The sequence below is a fragment of the Arthrobacter sp. TmtSoilC48 genome (assembly GCF_059739425.1).
The window spans coordinates 1,525,067-1,541,387 of record NZ_AP046049.1 but is presented as its reverse complement, the minus strand read 5'-3'; the positions used below and the strand labels follow the sequence as shown (position 1 = coordinate 1,541,387).

Below are 16,321 nucleotides of genomic sequence, written 5' to 3'. Positions count from 1 at the left end.
ACAGCATCGTCCGTGCTGTCCTGGATGTGGTCCACTGACAGCGACGCTTATCGAGGCTGCTAATGATGCTGTTTCGCTGAGCTGCATTCATCCAGGTCCGCGAGCTGTATTCTCTATCTGAGCCACACCTTGTTGGCCTTTTCTGGTTTGGAACTACGCCCTGCAGGTGCTGAACCATGAACGTTCCTGGGGGAACCATGATTCAGTCCCGATCCGCGCGCTACTTTGAACGCTTGAAGCCAGTGCGGTTCGGCGTCGCGGCCGTAGGTGTTGCCATGCTGCTGTCCGCGTGCACCATCATTTCCCTTCCGGGGTTACCCGTCGCAACCACTCCACCCCCCACGACTTCTCCGGTAGAGAGGAGCACAGAAATCGCGACGGCGGCATGGGAAGTACCGCTGGATGCCATCGGCCAACCTGTGGTGGCTGATGGCGTTGCCTTGGTTTACGCAAAGACCCCTGCTGGCGTCACCGCCCATGCCATTTCAGTTGCGAACGGCAAGGAACTGTGGACCCAGCCTGTTCACCCGGGGCTCGAGGCGCCCGCTGTTCCCCTTGAACCTGTTGTCACCAGGACAGCGACAGGGAAGAGTGCCGCCATTTTCCTGCAGGCGGCAACTCCCCCGGCCAATAATGGCGGCGCAACGTGGTGGACTGCCCCGGTGGCCTTTGACCTGAACACCGGCAAGGAGCTCTACCGCGGCAGGCCCGAACTGGTGGGCACCCGTCCCTTTGCCTGCGACGACCACGTGGACATGTGCTTTATCGCCTTTGATGAAACTTCCCAAACAGTGGAGCACTGGGTGGACTTGGATTCCGGCGAAGATCTGGCCGGTCCCGAAATCAACCCACTCACGGGGAATTTCCGGCCGGTGGGCAAAGAACTGTATTCGGTGGTGGCTGGTGGAGTTGAAACCCTGGCCCATGTCTCTTACGGCGAGGTGCTGTGGGAAGTTGAAATCGAAAAAATCTTTGGCAAAGGGGCCAGCACCAGTATGGGCTGGCACTTCACCTACTCCGAAAAACTGGATCTCTACGTCGGCTCCGTTGGAATCAACCCCACGGATTTTTCACCCGACAAATTTACAGAGCAAACCTTCTCACTAAACTTGCGCGAAACCGCCAAGACCGTAGGCTTCCGGGCTTCAAGCGCACGGATTCTGTGGACAGCGGACGGCTCACAGGTGGAATGCTCCAAAACCATTGGCACAGTAGCGACGAAGCTGGAGGGTGGCGACGCCTTCCCCATTCGATGCGAGTACACCGAGGGGTACCTGGAATTTCCCGCGGGCAAGTACAGAGGTGCCAAGTCGAAGCTGGTCGGCTACAACCCCCTGACCGGCGACGCCGCGTGGGAAACCGAGCCCATGGATATCGGCTGGAACACGAGGGAACTCATTCCTACAGCAAGTCGCGGCGATCTGGTGATTGCGGGCGTCCCGAGGAGCGTGAATCTCTTGGACACCCGGACCGGCAAGTTCCGCGGGGCAAGCTTCGAGGACGTGTTTGTCTGCCTGAAGGAGACCACCTACACGCCACCTCCAAACGGACCCTACGAGGACCAGCCTGGCGGTGCCATCAGCGCTGGCTCGGTTACGGCTTTTCCATGCATGAAGAGTGGCGTGGCCGTCCCAGCACTCACCTACGGCGCGCTGACCGACCTGCCCACTGCGGAGGACGGCATGGCCGTGATCTCGTTGGAAGGAAAAGTGGCCGGGTACAAGCTTCTGAACGAATTTACATAAAGAGCTTGGAACTACCCCTTGAAAACCGGCGCCCGCTTCTCCTGGAACGCCCGGAAGCCTTCGGCGTAGTCGTCGGTCTTGCACAGCCGTGCCTGCTCCGTGTTTTCCTCGGCCATGGACGCCCAGAGTCCCAGTCGCTGATCGCGGATGTGGGCCACGAGTTCCTTGGAGGCAACGAAAGCACCGGTGGCACCTGTGGCTACGCGCTCGACGATTGCGCGGGTCATGGCAAGCAATGCGTCATCCGGCATCGCCCGGCTGAACATTCCGCGCTCTACGGCCTCGGCTCCGCTGATGAGGTCGGCCGTATAGATCAGGTCCAGTGTCCGGTGCATGCCCAGACGCTCCATAAAGTACCAGTGGCCGCCGGAATCCAAGGTGGCGCCCAGCTTGGCAAAGGGCGAACCGAACTTGGCATTCTCCGCCACGTACACCACGTCAGTGGCCAGCAAGAGACCTAAACCAACACCCAGGCAAGCTCCATGTGCGGCAGCAAAAGTGGGTGCCGGGAACGCGGCCATCTTCTTCAACAACGGTTCCACCAGCCCGCCCAGGTACGCCTGCGCGTCGTCGGTTTCGGGGGTGACACCTGCGATGTCGCGGCCGGCACAGAAGGCACGTCCCTCACCGCGAAGCAGCAGGGCCCGCACCTCACCGCGCGAGGCGGCGGCAGCAGCGTCGTCGTACGCCTTATCCAGTTCGGCGAGCGCGTCCTCGTTGAGCGAGTTCAGCTTTTCGGGGGCATTGAGGACAATTTCGGCAATGCCGTTGGCAATGGAGAGCTCGATCATGGGGACTCCTTAGACGTCGAAGTCGACGGTAACTTCTTCGCTGGTGGGGTGGGACTGGCAGGTGAGGACGTAGCCCTTGTCCAGCTCGTCCTGTTCCAGGGCGTAGTTCTCATCCATGGACACCGTACCGGTCACAAGCTTGGCGCGGCAGGTGCCGCAGACCCCGCCTGCACAGGCGAACGGAACATCGGGGCGGACACGCAGTGCAGCATTGAGGATGGATTCACGGGCGTGGGTGGGACTGGCGACCTCGCCGGTCAAACCATCCAGCTTGAACGTGATCTTGTAGGTTTCCTTCGACTCGTCCTCCACAACGGGACGGCCCGCGTTGCCCTCAGGGCGGTCCGGACGGCCAGTGGTGAACAGCTCGAACCGCACGTGCTCGGGCTTCACGCCGCGGGTAGCGAGGGTGTCGCGGCACAGCTGGACAAGCTCGAAAGGCCCGCAGAGGAACCACTCGTCCACATCCTCGGCATGGATGGCACTGCTCAGCAGGGCCTGGAGCTTCTCCGAATCGATGCGGCCGGTCATCAGCGGGGCGATCCGCTGCTCGCGGGACAAAACGTGGTGCAGCGCCAGGCGCGAGGGGTACTTGTCCTTCAGGTCCGCCAGCTCCTCAAGGAACATGACGTCCATGGCAGCCTTGTTGGCATAGATCAGGTCAAACGTGGTCTCCGGATTGGCGGCCAGCAGCGTCCGGGCGATCGCCATCACGGGGGTGATGCCTGAACCCGCAGCGATCGCAACGAAGTTCCCGGGCTCCCCCGCCAGCTCTTCCGGGTGGTTCATGGAATTCATGACGTTGTGCTGGACCGACGAACCGTCCTTGCCGTGCCGCGAAATGAACGCGCCCTGCGGGCTCATGACGTCAAGGCTGTCGCCGGCCTTAAGCTCGGCATTGGCCCACGTGGAGAAGACACCGCCAAGGTCCTTCTTCACGGCCACCCGGATCTCGCTGCTGCCATCGGCAAAGCTGCGCGGCTCTGCGCAGATTGAGTAGCTGCGGCGGACCTCGTGCGGCTCACCTTGCTCATCCGGCAGCGTGGTGCGTAGCGCGACGTACTGGCCCGGGAGGTAGTCGTACTGACCAGCCAGCTCGGCGGGAACAGCGAACGTCACCTCGATGGCGTCGTCCGTAAGGCGCCGGACTTCCGAGACGGTCAGGGTGTGGAAAGACGCACGACGGCGGCTGGCCGTCTGGGTTTCGGTGGTCATGGAATTCCTTAGAGGACTTTGAAGTAGTCGAACGGTTCCTTGCAGTCCTGGCAGACGAACAACGCCTTGCAGGACGTGGAACCAAAGCGGGTGAGCTCCTTGGTGTTCAGCGAAGAACACTGCGGGCATTTCACAGCCAGGTTCAAACGAACGGGACCGGAGTGGCCGCCTGCGGCAGCCCTTCCCGTGGGAGGCGCGATCCCGTATTCCTGCAGCTTGGCCTTGCCGGACTCGGTCATCCAGTCCGTGGTCCAGGCCGGGGAGAGCACCAGGTTGATGTGCACGCTCGCGTAGCCCTCCTTCTCGAAGGCCCTCCGCAGGTCGTCACCAATCGCATCCATGGCCGGGCAACCCGAGTACGTGGGCGTAATGGTGACCTCGACGGCGGTACGTGAAGTGCCGCCGTCGTCCGCTTTGTCCGTGGGCTGCTGCTTGTCCGTGGGCTGCTGGGCGTCCGGGACGTCGACGACGTGTACGCCACGGAGAATGCCGAGGTCCTCGATGGTGAGGACCGGGATCTCCGGGTCGCAGACCGTGGACGCAATGTCCCAGGCCCTCTGCTCTTGGGTGCGTGTTTTTGAACGAGCAAGGGTTGCCATGATGGTCACCAGCTCGCGCCGGGGTGCTCGCGGGCCAGGACCTGCATCTCAGCAAGGATGTAACCCAGGAATTCGGAGTGCTTGCCGCGACGGCCGCCTCCCAGTGCTTGCGGAACGGCAGGGATCTCCAGTTCGGCTTCGGCCATGATCTGGCCAGTGAGGCGATCGAATTCGGCGCGAAGACTTGAGGGCTGCACTGTCACGCCAGCCTCGGCCAGGCGGGTGGTGAGCTCATCGTCTTCGAAGAGTTCGTCCACGTATGGCCACACGAGCTTGAAGCCCTGGATGATGCGCGCGCGGGACTCGTCCGTGCCGCCAGCCAGGCGAAGTACCCATTGGGCGCTGTGGTCGCGGTGGTAATCCACTTCCTTCACGGCTTTGGCGGAGATGGCCGCGATGGTGGCGTCCTTGGATGCGGTGAGGGCCGTGTAGAGCTCGTACTGGTAGTAGCTCACGATGAACTGGCGGGCGATTGTCACCGCGAAGTCCCCATTGGGCTGCTCGAACAGGTGCGCGGAACGGAACTCGTGCTCGCGGCGGAAGTAGGCGAGATCGTCCTCGGACTTGTCCCAGGCCGCACCAGCATAGGTCAGGAAGGAGCGGGCGTGGCCCAACTGGTCCAGCGCGATGTTTCCGAGTGCAATGTCCTCCTCAAGCTCCGGAGCGCGGGAAATCCAGTGGCCAAGGCGCTGTGCGAGGATGAGGCCGTCGTCGCCAATGCGCAGCGCAAACTCGGCTACGTCATCGCTGGGCTTGACCTGTCCACGCCGTACTTCAAGGGCAATGTCTTCCGGGCGGAGGGCGTTGCCCGGTGTGATGCGGGTGGCGCTGGCTGAACCGTCACCGGAAGCTCCTGCTCCGTGAACGCCCACGGAGATGTCGCCGTGGCCTTCAATGGCGAAGTCAGTGTCTTTGTCAGTCATCACAGGTGCTTCACGCCTTCGCTCTTGGTGTAATACGTTGCGTGGCGGTAGTCCTTGCCCTGCGGCGATTCGAAGAAGGCGCCCTTGGAATCGGGATCGCTGGAGGAGATCGCCTCGGCCGGGACAACCCAGATGGAGACGCCTTCGTTGCGGCGCGTGTAAAGGTCGCGTGCATTCCTCAGTGCCATGGCGGCATCAGGAGCGTGCAGGGAACCGGCGTGCACGTGGGACAGGCCTCGGCTGGAGCGCACGAAGACCTCCCAGAGGGACCATGGGGTCTCGTGGTGCTGCTGTTCCGCCGGCGTAGTCGCCGCAACTTTGGGGGCCTCGCGCTTGATCTCGCTGGCCGAGCTTGCCGGTTCTTCCGGGTTACCGTGAGGAGCCATTATGCTGCGTTCTCTTTCTGTGCTTGCTTGCGGGCGTAGGCAACGGCGGCTTCGCGAACCCAGGCACCGTTTTCGTGTGCCTCGCGGCGGCGCTCGATGCGCTGCGAGTTGCAGGGGCCCCGTCCGGCCAGGACTTCCTTGAACTCATTCCAGTCCAGGGGTCCGTGCTCCCACTTCTTGGTTTCTTCGTTGAAACGGATGTCCTTATCAGGCAGGGTCAGGCCGAGGACCTTGACCTGCTCCACCATCATTCCCACGAACCGGCTGCGCAGTTCATCGTTGCTGAACCGCTTGATGTTCCAGGCCATGGACTGCTTGGAGTTGGGTGAGTCATCATCCGGCGGGCCAAACATCATCAACGACGGCGCGTACCAGCGGTTCACAGCCTCCTGCGCCATCTGCTTCTGCTCAGGCGTGCCGTTGGACAGTTCCAGCAGGATCTCGAAACCCTGGCGCTGGTGGAAGGACTCTTCCTTGCAGATGCGCACCATTGCGCGGCCGTAAGGACCATAGGATGCCCGGCACAAGGGAACCTGGTTGCAGATCGCTGCGCCATCCACAAGCCAGCCGATGGCTCCCATGTCCGCCCAGGAAATCGCCGGGTAGTTGAAGATCGACGAGTACCGGGCCTTGCCGGCAATGAGGTCATCCATCATCTTGTCCCGGGTCTGGCCCAGGGTTTCAGCTGCCGAGTAGAGGTACAGGCCATGGCCCGCCTCGTCCTGGACCTTGGCCATGAGGATGGACTTGCGCTTCAGGCTTGGGGCGCGGGTGATCCAGTTGGCTTCCGGCTGCATGCCAATGATTTCCGAGTGCGCGTGCTGCGAGATCTGGCGCAGCAAAGTCTTGCGGTAAGCCTCCGGCATCCAGTCGCGCGGTTCGATGCGCGAGTCTTCCGAAATGATGCGATCAAAGTACGCCTTGCCGGCTGCCTCCCGCTCCTGCTCTTCCGGGGACAGCTCAGCGGGCACTGATTGCAGATTCTGCGATGCCATGGTTGCTCCTAATAAATTACCGACCGTTCGTTCAGAATATGCGGAGCGGACGTTTTCAGTCAAGCGTTCGGTGGGACACCAAGGGCTGATTACAACGCACGGGTGCAGCTGGGCGTTGTGACAAGGTGCGCTTTGCTGCCCGTGTTAACTTGGGATGGGACCCGAGCCGTCCCAAGCCCCCGCAAGAAAAGAGCCTCACGTGGAATCGCCCCAGCCCTTCAGGATCCTCACCGTCTGCACAGGGAACATCTGCCGTTCCCCGGTGGCGGAACGGCTGCTGCAGGCCGGCCTCAACCACGCAAGCCCGGGATCATTCGAGGTTCGCAGCGCCGGAACGCGCGCCATGGTGGGAGAGCCGATTCAACCCCTGTCGGCCAAGATGATCAGCACCTTCCGTGGCAGCCCGGACAATTTCGCGGCCAGGCAGCTGAACCAGAAGATCCTCCGGGAAACCGACCTTGTGCTGGCCATGACGTCCAAGCACCGGGGCGAAGTCCTTCAACTGGATGCCTCCTTGTTGAAGCGAACGTTCACCATCCGTGAATTTGCGAGGATGCTCGCCGTCCTGGAGACGCGTGGCGACGTTGTTCCCGAGGGCGACATCGTGGAATTCTGGCGGGCTCTTCCCGCCCGTGTCGCTTCCGTCCGGCATCTGGCACTGCCGGCCGATCCTGCCGACAACGACGTGGTAGACCCCTACCGCCGAGCGGAAGAGGTCTACCACCAGATGGAGGATGAGCTGGCCCCGGCCATCTTGGGCATCCTCCGCTTTGCGCGCCTTACGGCGCCGGCCTGATTGGCTGTCCTTACTAGTTAAGTCCGATCACCAACATCTGGCTCGTGCCGGGGATGCAGGTCTGCAGGACAACAGCGGGGAAGCCGCCGAAGACGGCCGCCACATTGTTGGTGGTTCCGGGGTTGGGCACCTGGCCCCTTCCGGTCACTGTGTACGTGCCGTAGCCCGGGATGTTAACCGTCTGTCCCACACCGATACCGGAGAAGCGTGCCCAACCTCCACAGAAGTCGTGCTCGGTAATGAACAATGCGTAGGCGTCCGTGGGAGTGAAATGGATCGGCCCTATGCACGCGTCCACCATGCTCTGGCCTCCGGATCCAGCCACGTAGATCGTCCAGCCTGCAGCTACTGGAGCAGCAGCTTGCGCCGGAGCGGCCTGCGCAGGGGCGGCCTGGGCTGGGGCTGCGGCGGGGGCCGGCGCCGGCTCGATGAGTGGAACAGCTGGTCCAGTAAGTTTCAGGACCTGGCCGGGCACGATGACGGAGTAGCCGCTCAAGCCATTGGCAGCCAGCATCTCGTTCATGTTCACCCCGTACCGGGCAGCTATGGAGCCCACGGTATCTCCGGCGACAACCGTATAGAGGTTGGTATCCACCGCCGGCGGTGCGGGCTCGGCCGGTGCAGGTTCTGCAGCCGGCGCCGCGGCCACGGCCGGTGCAGGTTCTGCAGCCGGCGCCTTGGCTTCGGTTGCAGGTGCAGCTGCTGCTTCACTCGCAGCGGGCGTGGCGGGGCTGGACTCAGAGGCCTGGGGGGTGGCCAGTTGTTCAGTGGAAACATTCTGGCCCACATCGGCTGCGGGGTTGCCTGCCTGTGAAAGAACCCCAAAAATCAATGGAATTAGCCCTATAACAACGATGATGGCAATTGTGATCAACAGGACTTTATTTTTGCGCGACCCATGCAGCAAGGTGCCGCCGGGCGTGTTCTTTGACAGAGTAGTTTGAAGCTCGTCATTGTAAATGTTCATTAGATGTCCCAGAATCCGTGGCTTTGGTCTGAGCACGCAGAAGTCCCAGGGGAGGGGCGTATGCGATAGCGCAGAAGTGTTATGGGGAGCGCCACTCGTCACGTGCGAGGGAGCGAACCACCGCTGAGCCGGCGGAACAGAATTTCAGAAACCCTAGGGAACTTAATGCTAGGAATTGGCCATTGGCACCGCACGAGTAGCAGATACTCGTCTTTTTCATTGATTGCCTGAATTTGCACCAGGTAGTACGCAATTTTCCGGGATAGGCCACTTGTTTAGGCGGGCACCGGTACTCGTTCCGTTTCCTTCACCTCAGGCTCATCCTCTGTTCACTGCTGCCCGGAACAGTGGAACCATGACTGATCTCTCACGCCGCACCCTCGTAAAAACGTCCTTAACCGGCCTGGCTTTGGCCGGTCTCGCAACCGGTACCGCCGCGCCCGCCCCCGCCGCCATCCCCCTGGTCCGCAAACGCCTCACACTCCCCACGGGAATTGCCACCGGGGATGTCACCACCGACTCCGCTGTCCTCTGGTCACGTGCTTCGGGTCCGGGCCGTTTGAGCGCCCGGCTGCAGGCAGTGGACAGCGCCGGCGAAATCCTCCGGGGGCGCTACGGATTCAGCCGCACCATCCAAGGCCCTCTCGCTACCGAAGCCAGCGACTTCACCGCCAAGATCCACGTCAAAGGACTTCCTGCCGGGACCCGCTTCGCCCTTGAACTTAACTTCGAGGACGAGAACGGCCTCGGCGAGGCAGTCAAGGGGACGTTCACTACTGCCCCTGACTCATCCGGGAACGGCGGGCCTGAAGAAGCCCACCCAGGCGGCAGGCCGTCGTCGTACCCGCAGTCCTTCGTATGGACCGGCGACACGGCCGGGCAGGGCTGGGGCATCAACGAGGAGATCGGCGGCATGCGTGGGTACAAGGCAATGCACGCAACGCGGCCGGATTTCTTCATCCACTCCGGGGACACCATCTACGCCGACGGCCCCATCGCTGCCACTGTCACGGAGAAGGACGGCCAGGTGTGGCGGAACATCGTCACCGAGGAAGTCTCCAAGGTCGCCGAGACACTCGCCGAATACCGGGGCCGGCACCGTTACAACTCGCTGGACGCGAATATGCGCGCCATGTTCGCCGAGGTTCCGGTGATCGCCCAGTGGGACGACCACGAGACACACAACAACTGGTACCCGGGCCAGATCCTGGACGACGCCCGCTACACCGAACGCAACGTGAATGTCCTCGCAGCCCGCGGCCGGCAAGCATGGCAGGAGAATATGCCGATCGCGGACTCCGCGGCGCTATGGCGCCCGGGAACGTTCGACGCCGGCCAGTACCAACCTGCCCGCATCTACCGGAAGATTTCGCGCGGCCCCCAGCTGGATGTCTTCTGCCTGGACATGAGGACGTTCAAGTCCCCCAACACGGACGGCAAAGAACCCTACGCCACCAACATCCTGGGCCAGGAGCAGGTGGACTGGCTCATCAAGGAAGTACGCCAATCCAAGGCGACATGGAAGGTGATCGCCGCGGACCTCCCGTTGGGCATCATCGTGCCGGACGGGGCCGTGAACCAGGAGAGCCTGTCCAACCGGGACAACGGGGCTCCTCTCGGGCGTGAACTGGAGATCGCCGGTGTGCTGAGTGCTTTCAAGCGGGACGGTGTCAAGAACACTGTGTGGCTGACGGCGGACGTGCACTATTGCGCCGCCCATCACTACTCCCCCGAACGGGCCTCGTTCACCGATTTCGATCCCTTCTGGGAGTTCGTGGCCGGTCCCATCAACGCTGGCTCGTTTGGTCCGAATGCCATGGACGGAACGTTCGGACCCGAAGTGGTGTTCAGCAAAGCTGGTCGCTTCCCGGGCGAATCCCCGCGGGATGGCGAGAACCAATATTTCGGGCACGTGGACCTCGCCGCGGACGGCACGTTCACCGCGAGCCTTCGCAACGCCAACGGAGCTGTGCTGTTCTCGAAGACCCTCACCCCGGAGCGCTGACCCAACTGCGTCGCATTAGAGCGCGTTTAGAGCCGTCAAAACGCGCTCAGCTGCTACCTAGATGGGGTTTCCCGGCGTATGCTTCCCTCAGCGCAAAGGCAAGATGCGTTGTTCGCTTTTGGTGGGGCCACTTTCGAAGGCAGGGGTTCAGTGGCAGGAGTGAAGCACGAGGTTCTTCCGGTGCGCTCATGGGCGAGGCAGGGTATGCCGCTTTTCCTTGTAGCAGTCGGAATGTGCGCGGTCCTCCTGGCCGCCGGACTCGGCAGCGGTATCGGGACACCCACAGCCCAACTTGCAGGCGACCTGGCGATACTTACCGCCGCACTGACTGCGCTGATGACACACACCAGTGCCGCTGTGCGGGGCCACGGCAACACAAAGGCCCGATGGTTCGTTGTTGCAGGGTTGGCTCTTTGGTCCTGCGGCCAAGCACTTTGGACCTTCAACGGCATAGTGCTGGACCACGCCTACCCCTTCCCATCAGCTTCCGACGCCGGATTCATCGGCTACGCGCTGCCGGTCGCCGTCGGGCTTGTCATGCTTTCCAAAGGCGGCAGCGTCCGCATGTCAGTTGTCCGGACGGTCCTGGACGTCGGAACGGTGGCCAGTGCCGTTCTTTTCATCGCCTGGGGTGCGGTCCTGGGGCCAGTGATCGATGCTGGCAACGAGGATGCCCTTGCGTTCCTGACCACGTTGGCATACCCGTTCGTGGACGTGGTGATGGTCTCCCTGCTCATCGTCCTGACAATGCGGGCCGCCCGGGGCCGGCGCCTTCCCTGGTTGTGCCTGGGCTTGGGCTTCCTGGTGCTCGCTTTGACCGACCTAACCTACGTGCGGCTCACCACCGAAGGCGTCACAGGTGTAACCGGGTCACCCCTGGCACTGGGCTGGGTAGCAGCCTTCCTGCTGGTTGGGCTCAGCCCACTGGCTCCAGAGGCCAGCAGCAGCAAAAAAGACGGACGCACCTATGCTGCCGCCTTGGAACTTCTGCCATACATTCCCGTTTTCGGCGCAGTCCTTTTCAACCGCAGCCGGGCCATCAACCTGTCAGACCCCATCCTGCTGATCACGGGCCTGTCTGTCCTGGCCTTCGTCATCGTGCGGCAGGTGCTGATCGTCGTCGAGAATGTGACGCTGACGCGGGACCTTGAGTCCAAAGTGGCGGCCCGCACGGCCGAACTGGAGGGCTTGGGGGCAATCGTAAACTCCTCCGGCGACGCCATCATCGGCAAGACACGTGAGGGAGAGATCCTCAGTTGGAATCCGGGGGCGGAGCGGATTTTTGGTTATACGGCGGCGGAGGCCGTCGGCCGGAACAGCGATTTCTTTGTCCCGGAGGAATTGCAGCACGATGAACACGAGGCCCTCCGAACAACCGCCGAAAGTGGTAACGTCCAGAACTTTGAAACCCTACGCAAACGCGGGGACGGGACCACCATTCCGGTCTCCGTGACACTCTCCCCCGTCCGCAATGAATCGGGCATCTGGGGCGTGGCCACAATTTCCCGGGACATCACGGAACGCAAAGCTGCGGAATCCGAACTGATGGCCGCCCGGGAAGCAGCCTTGGAATCGAGCAGGCTCAAGTCGGAGTTCCTGGCCACTATGAGCCACGAGATCCGGACCCCTCTCAATGCTGTAATCGGTCTGACATCGCTGATGCTGGACACGCGCCTTAACGAAGTCCAACGGCAATACGCCCAAGGGGTCAAGGGCGCAGGCGAGGTCCTCCTCACGCTGATCAACGACATCCTGGACTTCTCCAAGCTGGAAGCCGGGAAAGTGGACCTGGACATCACGGCATTCGATCCGCGCACACTGGTGGAAGAAGTTGCAGGGCTGGTTGCCGAGCAGGCCCAAAGCAAGGAACTTGAGCTGATCTCCTACTGTCACCCCAACGTGCCTGAACGGCTCATGGGCGATTCCGGGCGGATTCGCCAGATCCTGCTGAACCTGTCATCCAACGCGGTCAAGTTCACTCCAGCCGGCGAGGTGGAGATCCAGGTTTCAGTAGTCAGCCAGGATTCGAACAAAGCCTCGCTGCGGTTTGAAGTCCGAGACACGGGAATCGGCATCAGCACTGAGGACCACCACCGACTGTTCGAATCCTTCGCGCAGGCGGACGCTTCCACCACCCGCCGTTACGGCGGCACGGGCCTCGGTCTTGCCATCTCCCGGCGGCTGACCGAAGTGATGGGCGGCGAAATAGGGCTTGACAGTGAAATGGGTGTGGGCAGCAAATTCTGGTTTGTCCTGGACCTGCCCGTCGGCCCTCCGGCTACGGACACCGGAATCCTGCCTGCCTCGCTCGCGGGACGAAAAGTCCTCGTGGTGGACGACAACGCCACCAACCGTTTGGTGCTGGAGACCCAGCTCGCAAGCTGGGGAATGCAGCCGGTGGCAGTCGCAGATGCGCGCACTGCCATGGACGAATACCGTTCGGCCGTTTCGGACCACCACCCCTATGACATCGCCGTGGTGGACATGTGCATGCCCGATACCGATGGCCTGGAATTGGCCCGCCAGATCAAGGAAGAGAGCAACGGCTCGGGCGGCCCGGGGATCATTCTCCTGACCTCCACCATGCAAGTGGACAAGGCCGATCTCACCTCCGCAGGTATCCGCGAGTACCTCACCAAGCCCGTCCGGAGCTCCGAGTTCTACAACCGGCTGCTACGGCTCGTGGCAACGAGAACGATCGGCAATGCAGGCGCCCCGCTCCCCTATGCAATGCAGCCCGAGTCGCCGTCCGAGAACCCGGAACTCCGGTTGGGCAAGCTTCTGGTGGCCGAAGACAACGAGGTCAACCAGCTGGTGGCCCGCGGGATGGCGAACAGGCTCGGCTACCAAGTGGACATCGTCGACGACGGCGCTCAAGCCGTTGCTGCGACGCTCACCGGAAACTATGCTGCCATTCTCATGGACTGCCACATGCCGGTGATGGACGGTTTTGAGGCCACAAAGACCATTCGCTCCCGTGACTCAAAAACCGTGAGGATTCCCATCATTGCCATGACGGCCGGGGCGCTGAACGAGGACCGCGAGCGGTGTTTCGCGGCTGGCATGGACGATTACATCAGCAAGCCGGTTGACCTGGACAAGCTCCGCGACATCCTGGCCAGGTGGGTGCCGCAGGAGCAGCGGGCGGAAGCACCGCCGTCGAACGTTGTTGTCTCAAATGGTTCAGACGCGGAGGCCGCTGTTCTCGCCGACGTTGCCGACCCTGACGTCACCGTCCTCGATGAGGACCGGCTGCAGATCCTCCGCGAACTTGGACCGGCGGACGGTTTGGGCCTGCTGCCTGACGCCATCCGGGCTTTCCGCGAAGAAGCCCAGCGTGCACAGGAGGCAATTCGTTCAGGCCTGGAGAGCCAGCAGGCCGACGCTGTGGAGGCCGCCGCCCACAAACTCGCGGGTGCGGCCGGCAACATCGGCGCTACGGGTGCCGCAATCCTGGCCAAGGACTTGGAACGACTTGGACGTGAGGCAGTCCCGGGTTTTGAAGCGCACGGAACGCATGTACTCGAAGAACTAAAATCGGAACTCGCTCGAGTGGATGGGGCACTTGAGCGCACACTATTGGGAGCCCCATGAAAGTATTGATCGCCGACGACGACCAGATCTCCCGGATGATCACCAAAGCCGCCGTCGAGCAATCCGGTCATGATTGCATCGTGGCAGTGGACGGCGACTCGGCCTGGGAGCTTTACCAGGAACACGCCCCGGCAGCTGTGGTGACGGACCTGATGATGCCGGGGTTGAACGGCCTGGATCTTTGCCGGGCGATCCGCGCGCATGAGGAGGACACCTACACGTACGTCATCCTGGTGACGTCCCACGGTTCGCGAAAAGATGTCCTGGCAGGCATGGAGGCCGGCGCGGACGATTACGTCACCAAACCGCTTGACCCGTTCAACCTGCACATCCGCCTCCTGGCCGCGCAACGGATCACCTCGCTGCACGCAGACCTCGCCAAGTATCGTTCGGCGCTAACCAAACAGGCCCGCACAGACCCCCTGACCAAGCTGCACAACAGACTCAAGCTGACGGAAGACCTTGGCCAACTGCACAGCAGAAGCGACCGCTACTCGCGGGATTACTGTCTGGCGATGGTGGATGTGGACAACTTCAAGCGTTATAACGATATTTACGGCCACCAGGCAGGAGACGCCGCCCTGGTGGCCATCGCCTCAACTCTCGCCGGCGAGGTCCGCCAGTCCGACGGCGTATACAGGTTTGGGGGCGAGGAGTTCCTTTTGGTCCTGCGTGAGCAGACGGCGGCTGGGGCTGAAGTTGTGATGGAGCGGGTCCGGGCGGCCGTGCATGCGCTGCAGATCGAGCACTCCGGCGACCCCGATGGGATACTCACCATCAGCGCTGGCATCTCGGCCTTTTCCGATGGTCACCGCGCGGGGACCGAGCAGTTGCTGCGGGAAGCCGACATGGCCCTGTACGCAGCCAAGGCCGCAGGCAGGAACCGGGTGTCCCTGGCCAATGCCCTCCGCTTAGAGTGACCAGCAACTTCAGTGTTGGAGGTGATGGTGCCGCGCCCCTATAGCTCCGACCGTTTCGGGGCGTCACTGCTGAGCCGGAGGCTGCAACCGCTGGATGACTTCTTTGTAGTCCTCAGTGGTGACACCGCTGCCTTCCTCATCAAAGAGGTTCTCTTCGAAGCCGAACAGGAACATCGTCATCCCACATTGCACGGCGTACCCCGGAGCGGTGCGCAATTGTTCGGCTAGGCTGTGCGATTGCGGTGAGCCGCCGGTGAAAGGTGCATCCGGAGGACCGGGGTTTTCACCGACCAGTCCCAGCCCGGCTCGCCGAGCCAAGGCGCTGATGTACCTGTGGGAGGACCATTGTGAGACATCTTCCATCAGCATGCTCTCGTCGTCAGTGGGGAGGCACTGATCTTGCCGCGGAACGGCAGCGGCTGCACTCACGGCCGATATGTCATCCAAGCCCGTGAAGTCCACATCCACCCCCGCTAAAGCCGCGAGCGCAGCGAATTGAACAGCGTAGTCCAGACCGCGTTCCTGGGCGCCATCCGGATCGGCCCGGCCATCCAAGCGTCCTTTTATGGCTGTTGCTTTGTCATTCGGCAAGACTCCCCGACCCGCTACGGGAACATGCAAACGCCCTTGATACCCAAGTTTCCTCAGCTCGCGTATCTGCCATACGGCTGCGTCCACCGCAGATCCGGCATACCAGTCCCACCACCGTTGGACCTGCTCATCAGTTACGGACCGCCCGTGCCATGAGCTGGCGCCCGGAATCCACCCCGGCATGGGAGAAGGCGCAACGCCTTCAGCTAAACCGATGCCGTACTGGGGGGCGTCAGCAAATGCCCAGTACTCGCGTTCATTTCCACCGTCACCGGGCCCTGGGTACCCTAGCTCCCCGCTGGCATTCGTCCCGACTCGTATTGCTGCTACGCCCTCAAACCCCAAGTCCGACGCAACAAGGGCCAAGTACTTTTGCGCCGCATCCCGCACATCGGCACTGAATATGAGCTCGGAACCCTGGTCCTTTGGCGTTCCTCGTGCGCTTCCCCGCAGCACACCTCCGGGCAGACCTCTTACCCAATCAGGCGCGTAATGCAGACCAGGGGACAGAACCACAGCCATGCCAGCCTCATGGCAGCGGTTCAGTCGTTCACGAACCTCCGCCACGTAGTGATGGTCCACCCCTCCGGCTCCCGGTTGGTACCGATCCCAGGCCAAGGGCAATTCCACTACGGATACGCCGGCCTCGCGAAGTTCTGCGAGGCGTTCAGGAGTGCACGTGGCACCCAGAACCCCAAAAGACAGGAGCTCTGCCGCCGGCTGGGTCTGCACACTGCAACCGACGATCACAGGTGTTGTCATCATCAACATCAAGACCACACGAAGCAGGCTTC

Annotated in this window: 13 protein-coding genes; 5 read left to right on the top strand and 8 right to left on the bottom strand. The window is 62.1% G+C overall.

The window, feature by feature from the left end; translation table 11 throughout:
- The first annotated feature begins 176 nt into the window (after window positions 1–176).
- Window positions 177–1,745: a PQQ-binding-like beta-propeller repeat protein gene (locus AC6I97_RS07350; protein WP_497944544.1), complete on the top strand. Its 1,569-nt coding sequence runs from the start codon at window positions 177–179 to the stop codon at window positions 1,743–1,745.
- A gap of 11 nt (window positions 1,746–1,756) precedes the next feature.
- Here AC6I97_RS07350 and AC6I97_RS07345 read toward each other — a convergent pair whose 3' ends face one another.
- The 6 genes from AC6I97_RS07345 to paaA are packed head-to-tail and all read right to left on the bottom strand — an operon-like array spanning window position 1,757 to window position 6,654.
- Window positions 1,757–2,536 (bottom strand): enoyl-CoA hydratase/isomerase family protein, encoded by a 780-nt coding sequence (locus AC6I97_RS07345; protein WP_497944543.1) that lies wholly within the window; start codon window positions 2,534–2,536, stop codon window positions 1,757–1,759.
- Window positions 2,537–2,545: 9 nt separating this feature from the next.
- Window positions 2,546–3,751 (bottom strand): 1,2-phenylacetyl-CoA epoxidase subunit PaaE, encoded by a 1,206-nt coding sequence (paaE, locus tag AC6I97_RS07340; protein WP_497944542.1) that lies wholly within the window; start codon window positions 3,749–3,751, stop codon window positions 2,546–2,548.
- 8 nt (window positions 3,752–3,759) lie between these two features.
- On the bottom strand, window positions 3,760–4,350 hold the full coding sequence (gene paaD, locus AC6I97_RS07335; RefSeq protein ID WP_497944541.1) for a 1,2-phenylacetyl-CoA epoxidase subunit PaaD: 591 nt from the start codon (window positions 4,348–4,350) through the stop codon (window positions 3,760–3,762).
- A 5-nt stretch (window positions 4,351–4,355) separates the two neighbouring features.
- Window positions 4,356–5,273, bottom strand: a complete 918-nt coding sequence (paaC, locus tag AC6I97_RS07330) for a 1,2-phenylacetyl-CoA epoxidase subunit PaaC (protein ID WP_497944540.1) — start codon at window positions 5,271–5,273, stop codon at window positions 4,356–4,358.
- Window positions 5,273–5,659: a 1,2-phenylacetyl-CoA epoxidase subunit PaaB gene (gene paaB, locus AC6I97_RS07325; protein WP_224088683.1), complete on the bottom strand. Its 387-nt coding sequence runs from the start codon at window positions 5,657–5,659 to the stop codon at window positions 5,273–5,275. The genes paaC and paaB overlap by 1 nt, the downstream gene beginning before the upstream one ends.
- Complete coding sequence (gene paaA, locus AC6I97_RS07320; protein ID WP_224165219.1) at window positions 5,659–6,654, bottom strand: 1,2-phenylacetyl-CoA epoxidase subunit PaaA; 996 nt, start codon at window positions 6,652–6,654, stop codon at window positions 5,659–5,661. The genes paaB and paaA overlap by 1 nt, the downstream gene beginning before the upstream one ends.
- Before the next feature lie 199 nt (window positions 6,655–6,853).
- On the opposite strand from paaA, the gene AC6I97_RS07315 reads away from it, so the two are divergent.
- Complete coding sequence (locus AC6I97_RS07315) at window positions 6,854–7,450, top strand: arsenate reductase/protein-tyrosine-phosphatase family protein (RefSeq protein ID WP_497944539.1); 597 nt, start codon at window positions 6,854–6,856, stop codon at window positions 7,448–7,450.
- 13 nt (window positions 7,451–7,463) lie between these two features.
- On the opposite strand, the gene AC6I97_RS07310 is transcribed toward AC6I97_RS07315, so the two are convergent.
- Window positions 7,464–8,417 carry a LysM peptidoglycan-binding domain-containing protein gene (locus AC6I97_RS07310; RefSeq protein ID WP_497944538.1) on the bottom strand — a complete coding sequence of 318 codons (954 nt, stop codon included), beginning with the start codon at window positions 8,415–8,417 and terminating at the stop codon, window positions 7,464–7,466.
- A 355-nt stretch (window positions 8,418–8,772) separates the two neighbouring features.
- Between AC6I97_RS07310 and AC6I97_RS07305 the strand changes: the two genes are divergently transcribed.
- The 3 genes from AC6I97_RS07305 (at window position 8,773) to AC6I97_RS07295 (ending at window position 14,936) form a co-directional block, all read left to right on the top strand.
- The gene (locus AC6I97_RS07305) at window positions 8,773–10,422 is read left to right on the top strand and encodes an alkaline phosphatase D family protein (RefSeq protein ID WP_497944537.1); all 1,650 of its coding nucleotides are present in this window, start codon (window positions 8,773–8,775) and stop codon (window positions 10,420–10,422) included.
- Between the two features lie 204 nt (window positions 10,423–10,626).
- Window positions 10,627–14,016 carry a hybrid sensor histidine kinase/response regulator gene (locus tag AC6I97_RS07300; RefSeq protein WP_497944536.1) on the top strand — a complete coding sequence of 1,130 codons (3,390 nt, stop codon included), beginning with the start codon at window positions 10,627–10,629 and terminating at the stop codon, window positions 14,014–14,016.
- Window positions 14,013–14,936: a GGDEF domain-containing protein gene (locus AC6I97_RS07295; RefSeq protein ID WP_497944535.1), complete on the top strand. Its 924-nt coding sequence runs from the start codon at window positions 14,013–14,015 to the stop codon at window positions 14,934–14,936. Before AC6I97_RS07300 ends, AC6I97_RS07295 begins: the two co-directional genes overlap by 4 nt.
- A 63-nt stretch (window positions 14,937–14,999) precedes the next feature.
- Here the strand turns inward: AC6I97_RS07295 and AC6I97_RS07290 are convergent, their stop codons facing one another.
- The gene (locus AC6I97_RS07290; protein WP_497944534.1) at window positions 15,000–16,292 is read right to left on the bottom strand and encodes a hypothetical protein; all 1,293 of its coding nucleotides are present in this window, start codon (window positions 16,290–16,292) and stop codon (window positions 15,000–15,002) included.
- Window positions 16,293–16,321 lie beyond the last annotated feature (29 nt).

Coding starts and splice junctions, on each gene's coding strand:
- AC6I97_RS07350 (WP_497944544.1), top strand. CDS start 177: ATGAACGTTCCTGGGGGAACCATGATTCAGTCCCGATCCGCGCGCTAC.
- AC6I97_RS07345 (WP_497944543.1), bottom strand. CDS start 2,536: ATGATCGAGCTCTCCATTGCCAACGGCATTGCCGAAATTGTCCTCAAT.
- paaE (WP_497944542.1), bottom strand. CDS start 3,751: ATGACCACCGAAACCCAGACGGCCAGCCGCCGTCGTGCGTCTTTCCAC.
- paaD (WP_497944541.1), bottom strand. CDS start 4,350: ATGGCAACCCTTGCTCGTTCAAAAACACGCACCCAAGAGCAGAGGGCC.
- paaC (WP_497944540.1), bottom strand. CDS start 5,273: ATGACTGACAAAGACACTGACTTCGCCATTGAAGGCCACGGCGACATC.
- paaB (WP_224088683.1), bottom strand. CDS start 5,659: ATGGCTCCTCACGGTAACCCGGAAGAACCGGCAAGCTCGGCCAGCGAG.
- paaA (WP_224165219.1), bottom strand. CDS start 6,654: ATGGCATCGCAGAATCTGCAATCAGTGCCCGCTGAGCTGTCCCCGGAA.
- AC6I97_RS07310 (WP_497944538.1), bottom strand. CDS start 8,417: ATGAACATTTACAATGACGAGCTTCAAACTACTCTGTCAAAGAACACG.
- AC6I97_RS07305 (WP_497944537.1), top strand. CDS start 8,773: ATGACTGATCTCTCACGCCGCACCCTCGTAAAAACGTCCTTAACCGGC.
- AC6I97_RS07300 (WP_497944536.1), top strand. CDS start 10,627: ATGCCGCTTTTCCTTGTAGCAGTCGGAATGTGCGCGGTCCTCCTGGCC.
- AC6I97_RS07295 (WP_497944535.1), top strand. CDS start 14,013: ATGAAAGTATTGATCGCCGACGACGACCAGATCTCCCGGATGATCACC.
- AC6I97_RS07290 (WP_497944534.1), bottom strand. CDS start 16,292: ATGATGACAACACCTGTGATCGTCGGTTGCAGTGTGCAGACCCAGCCG.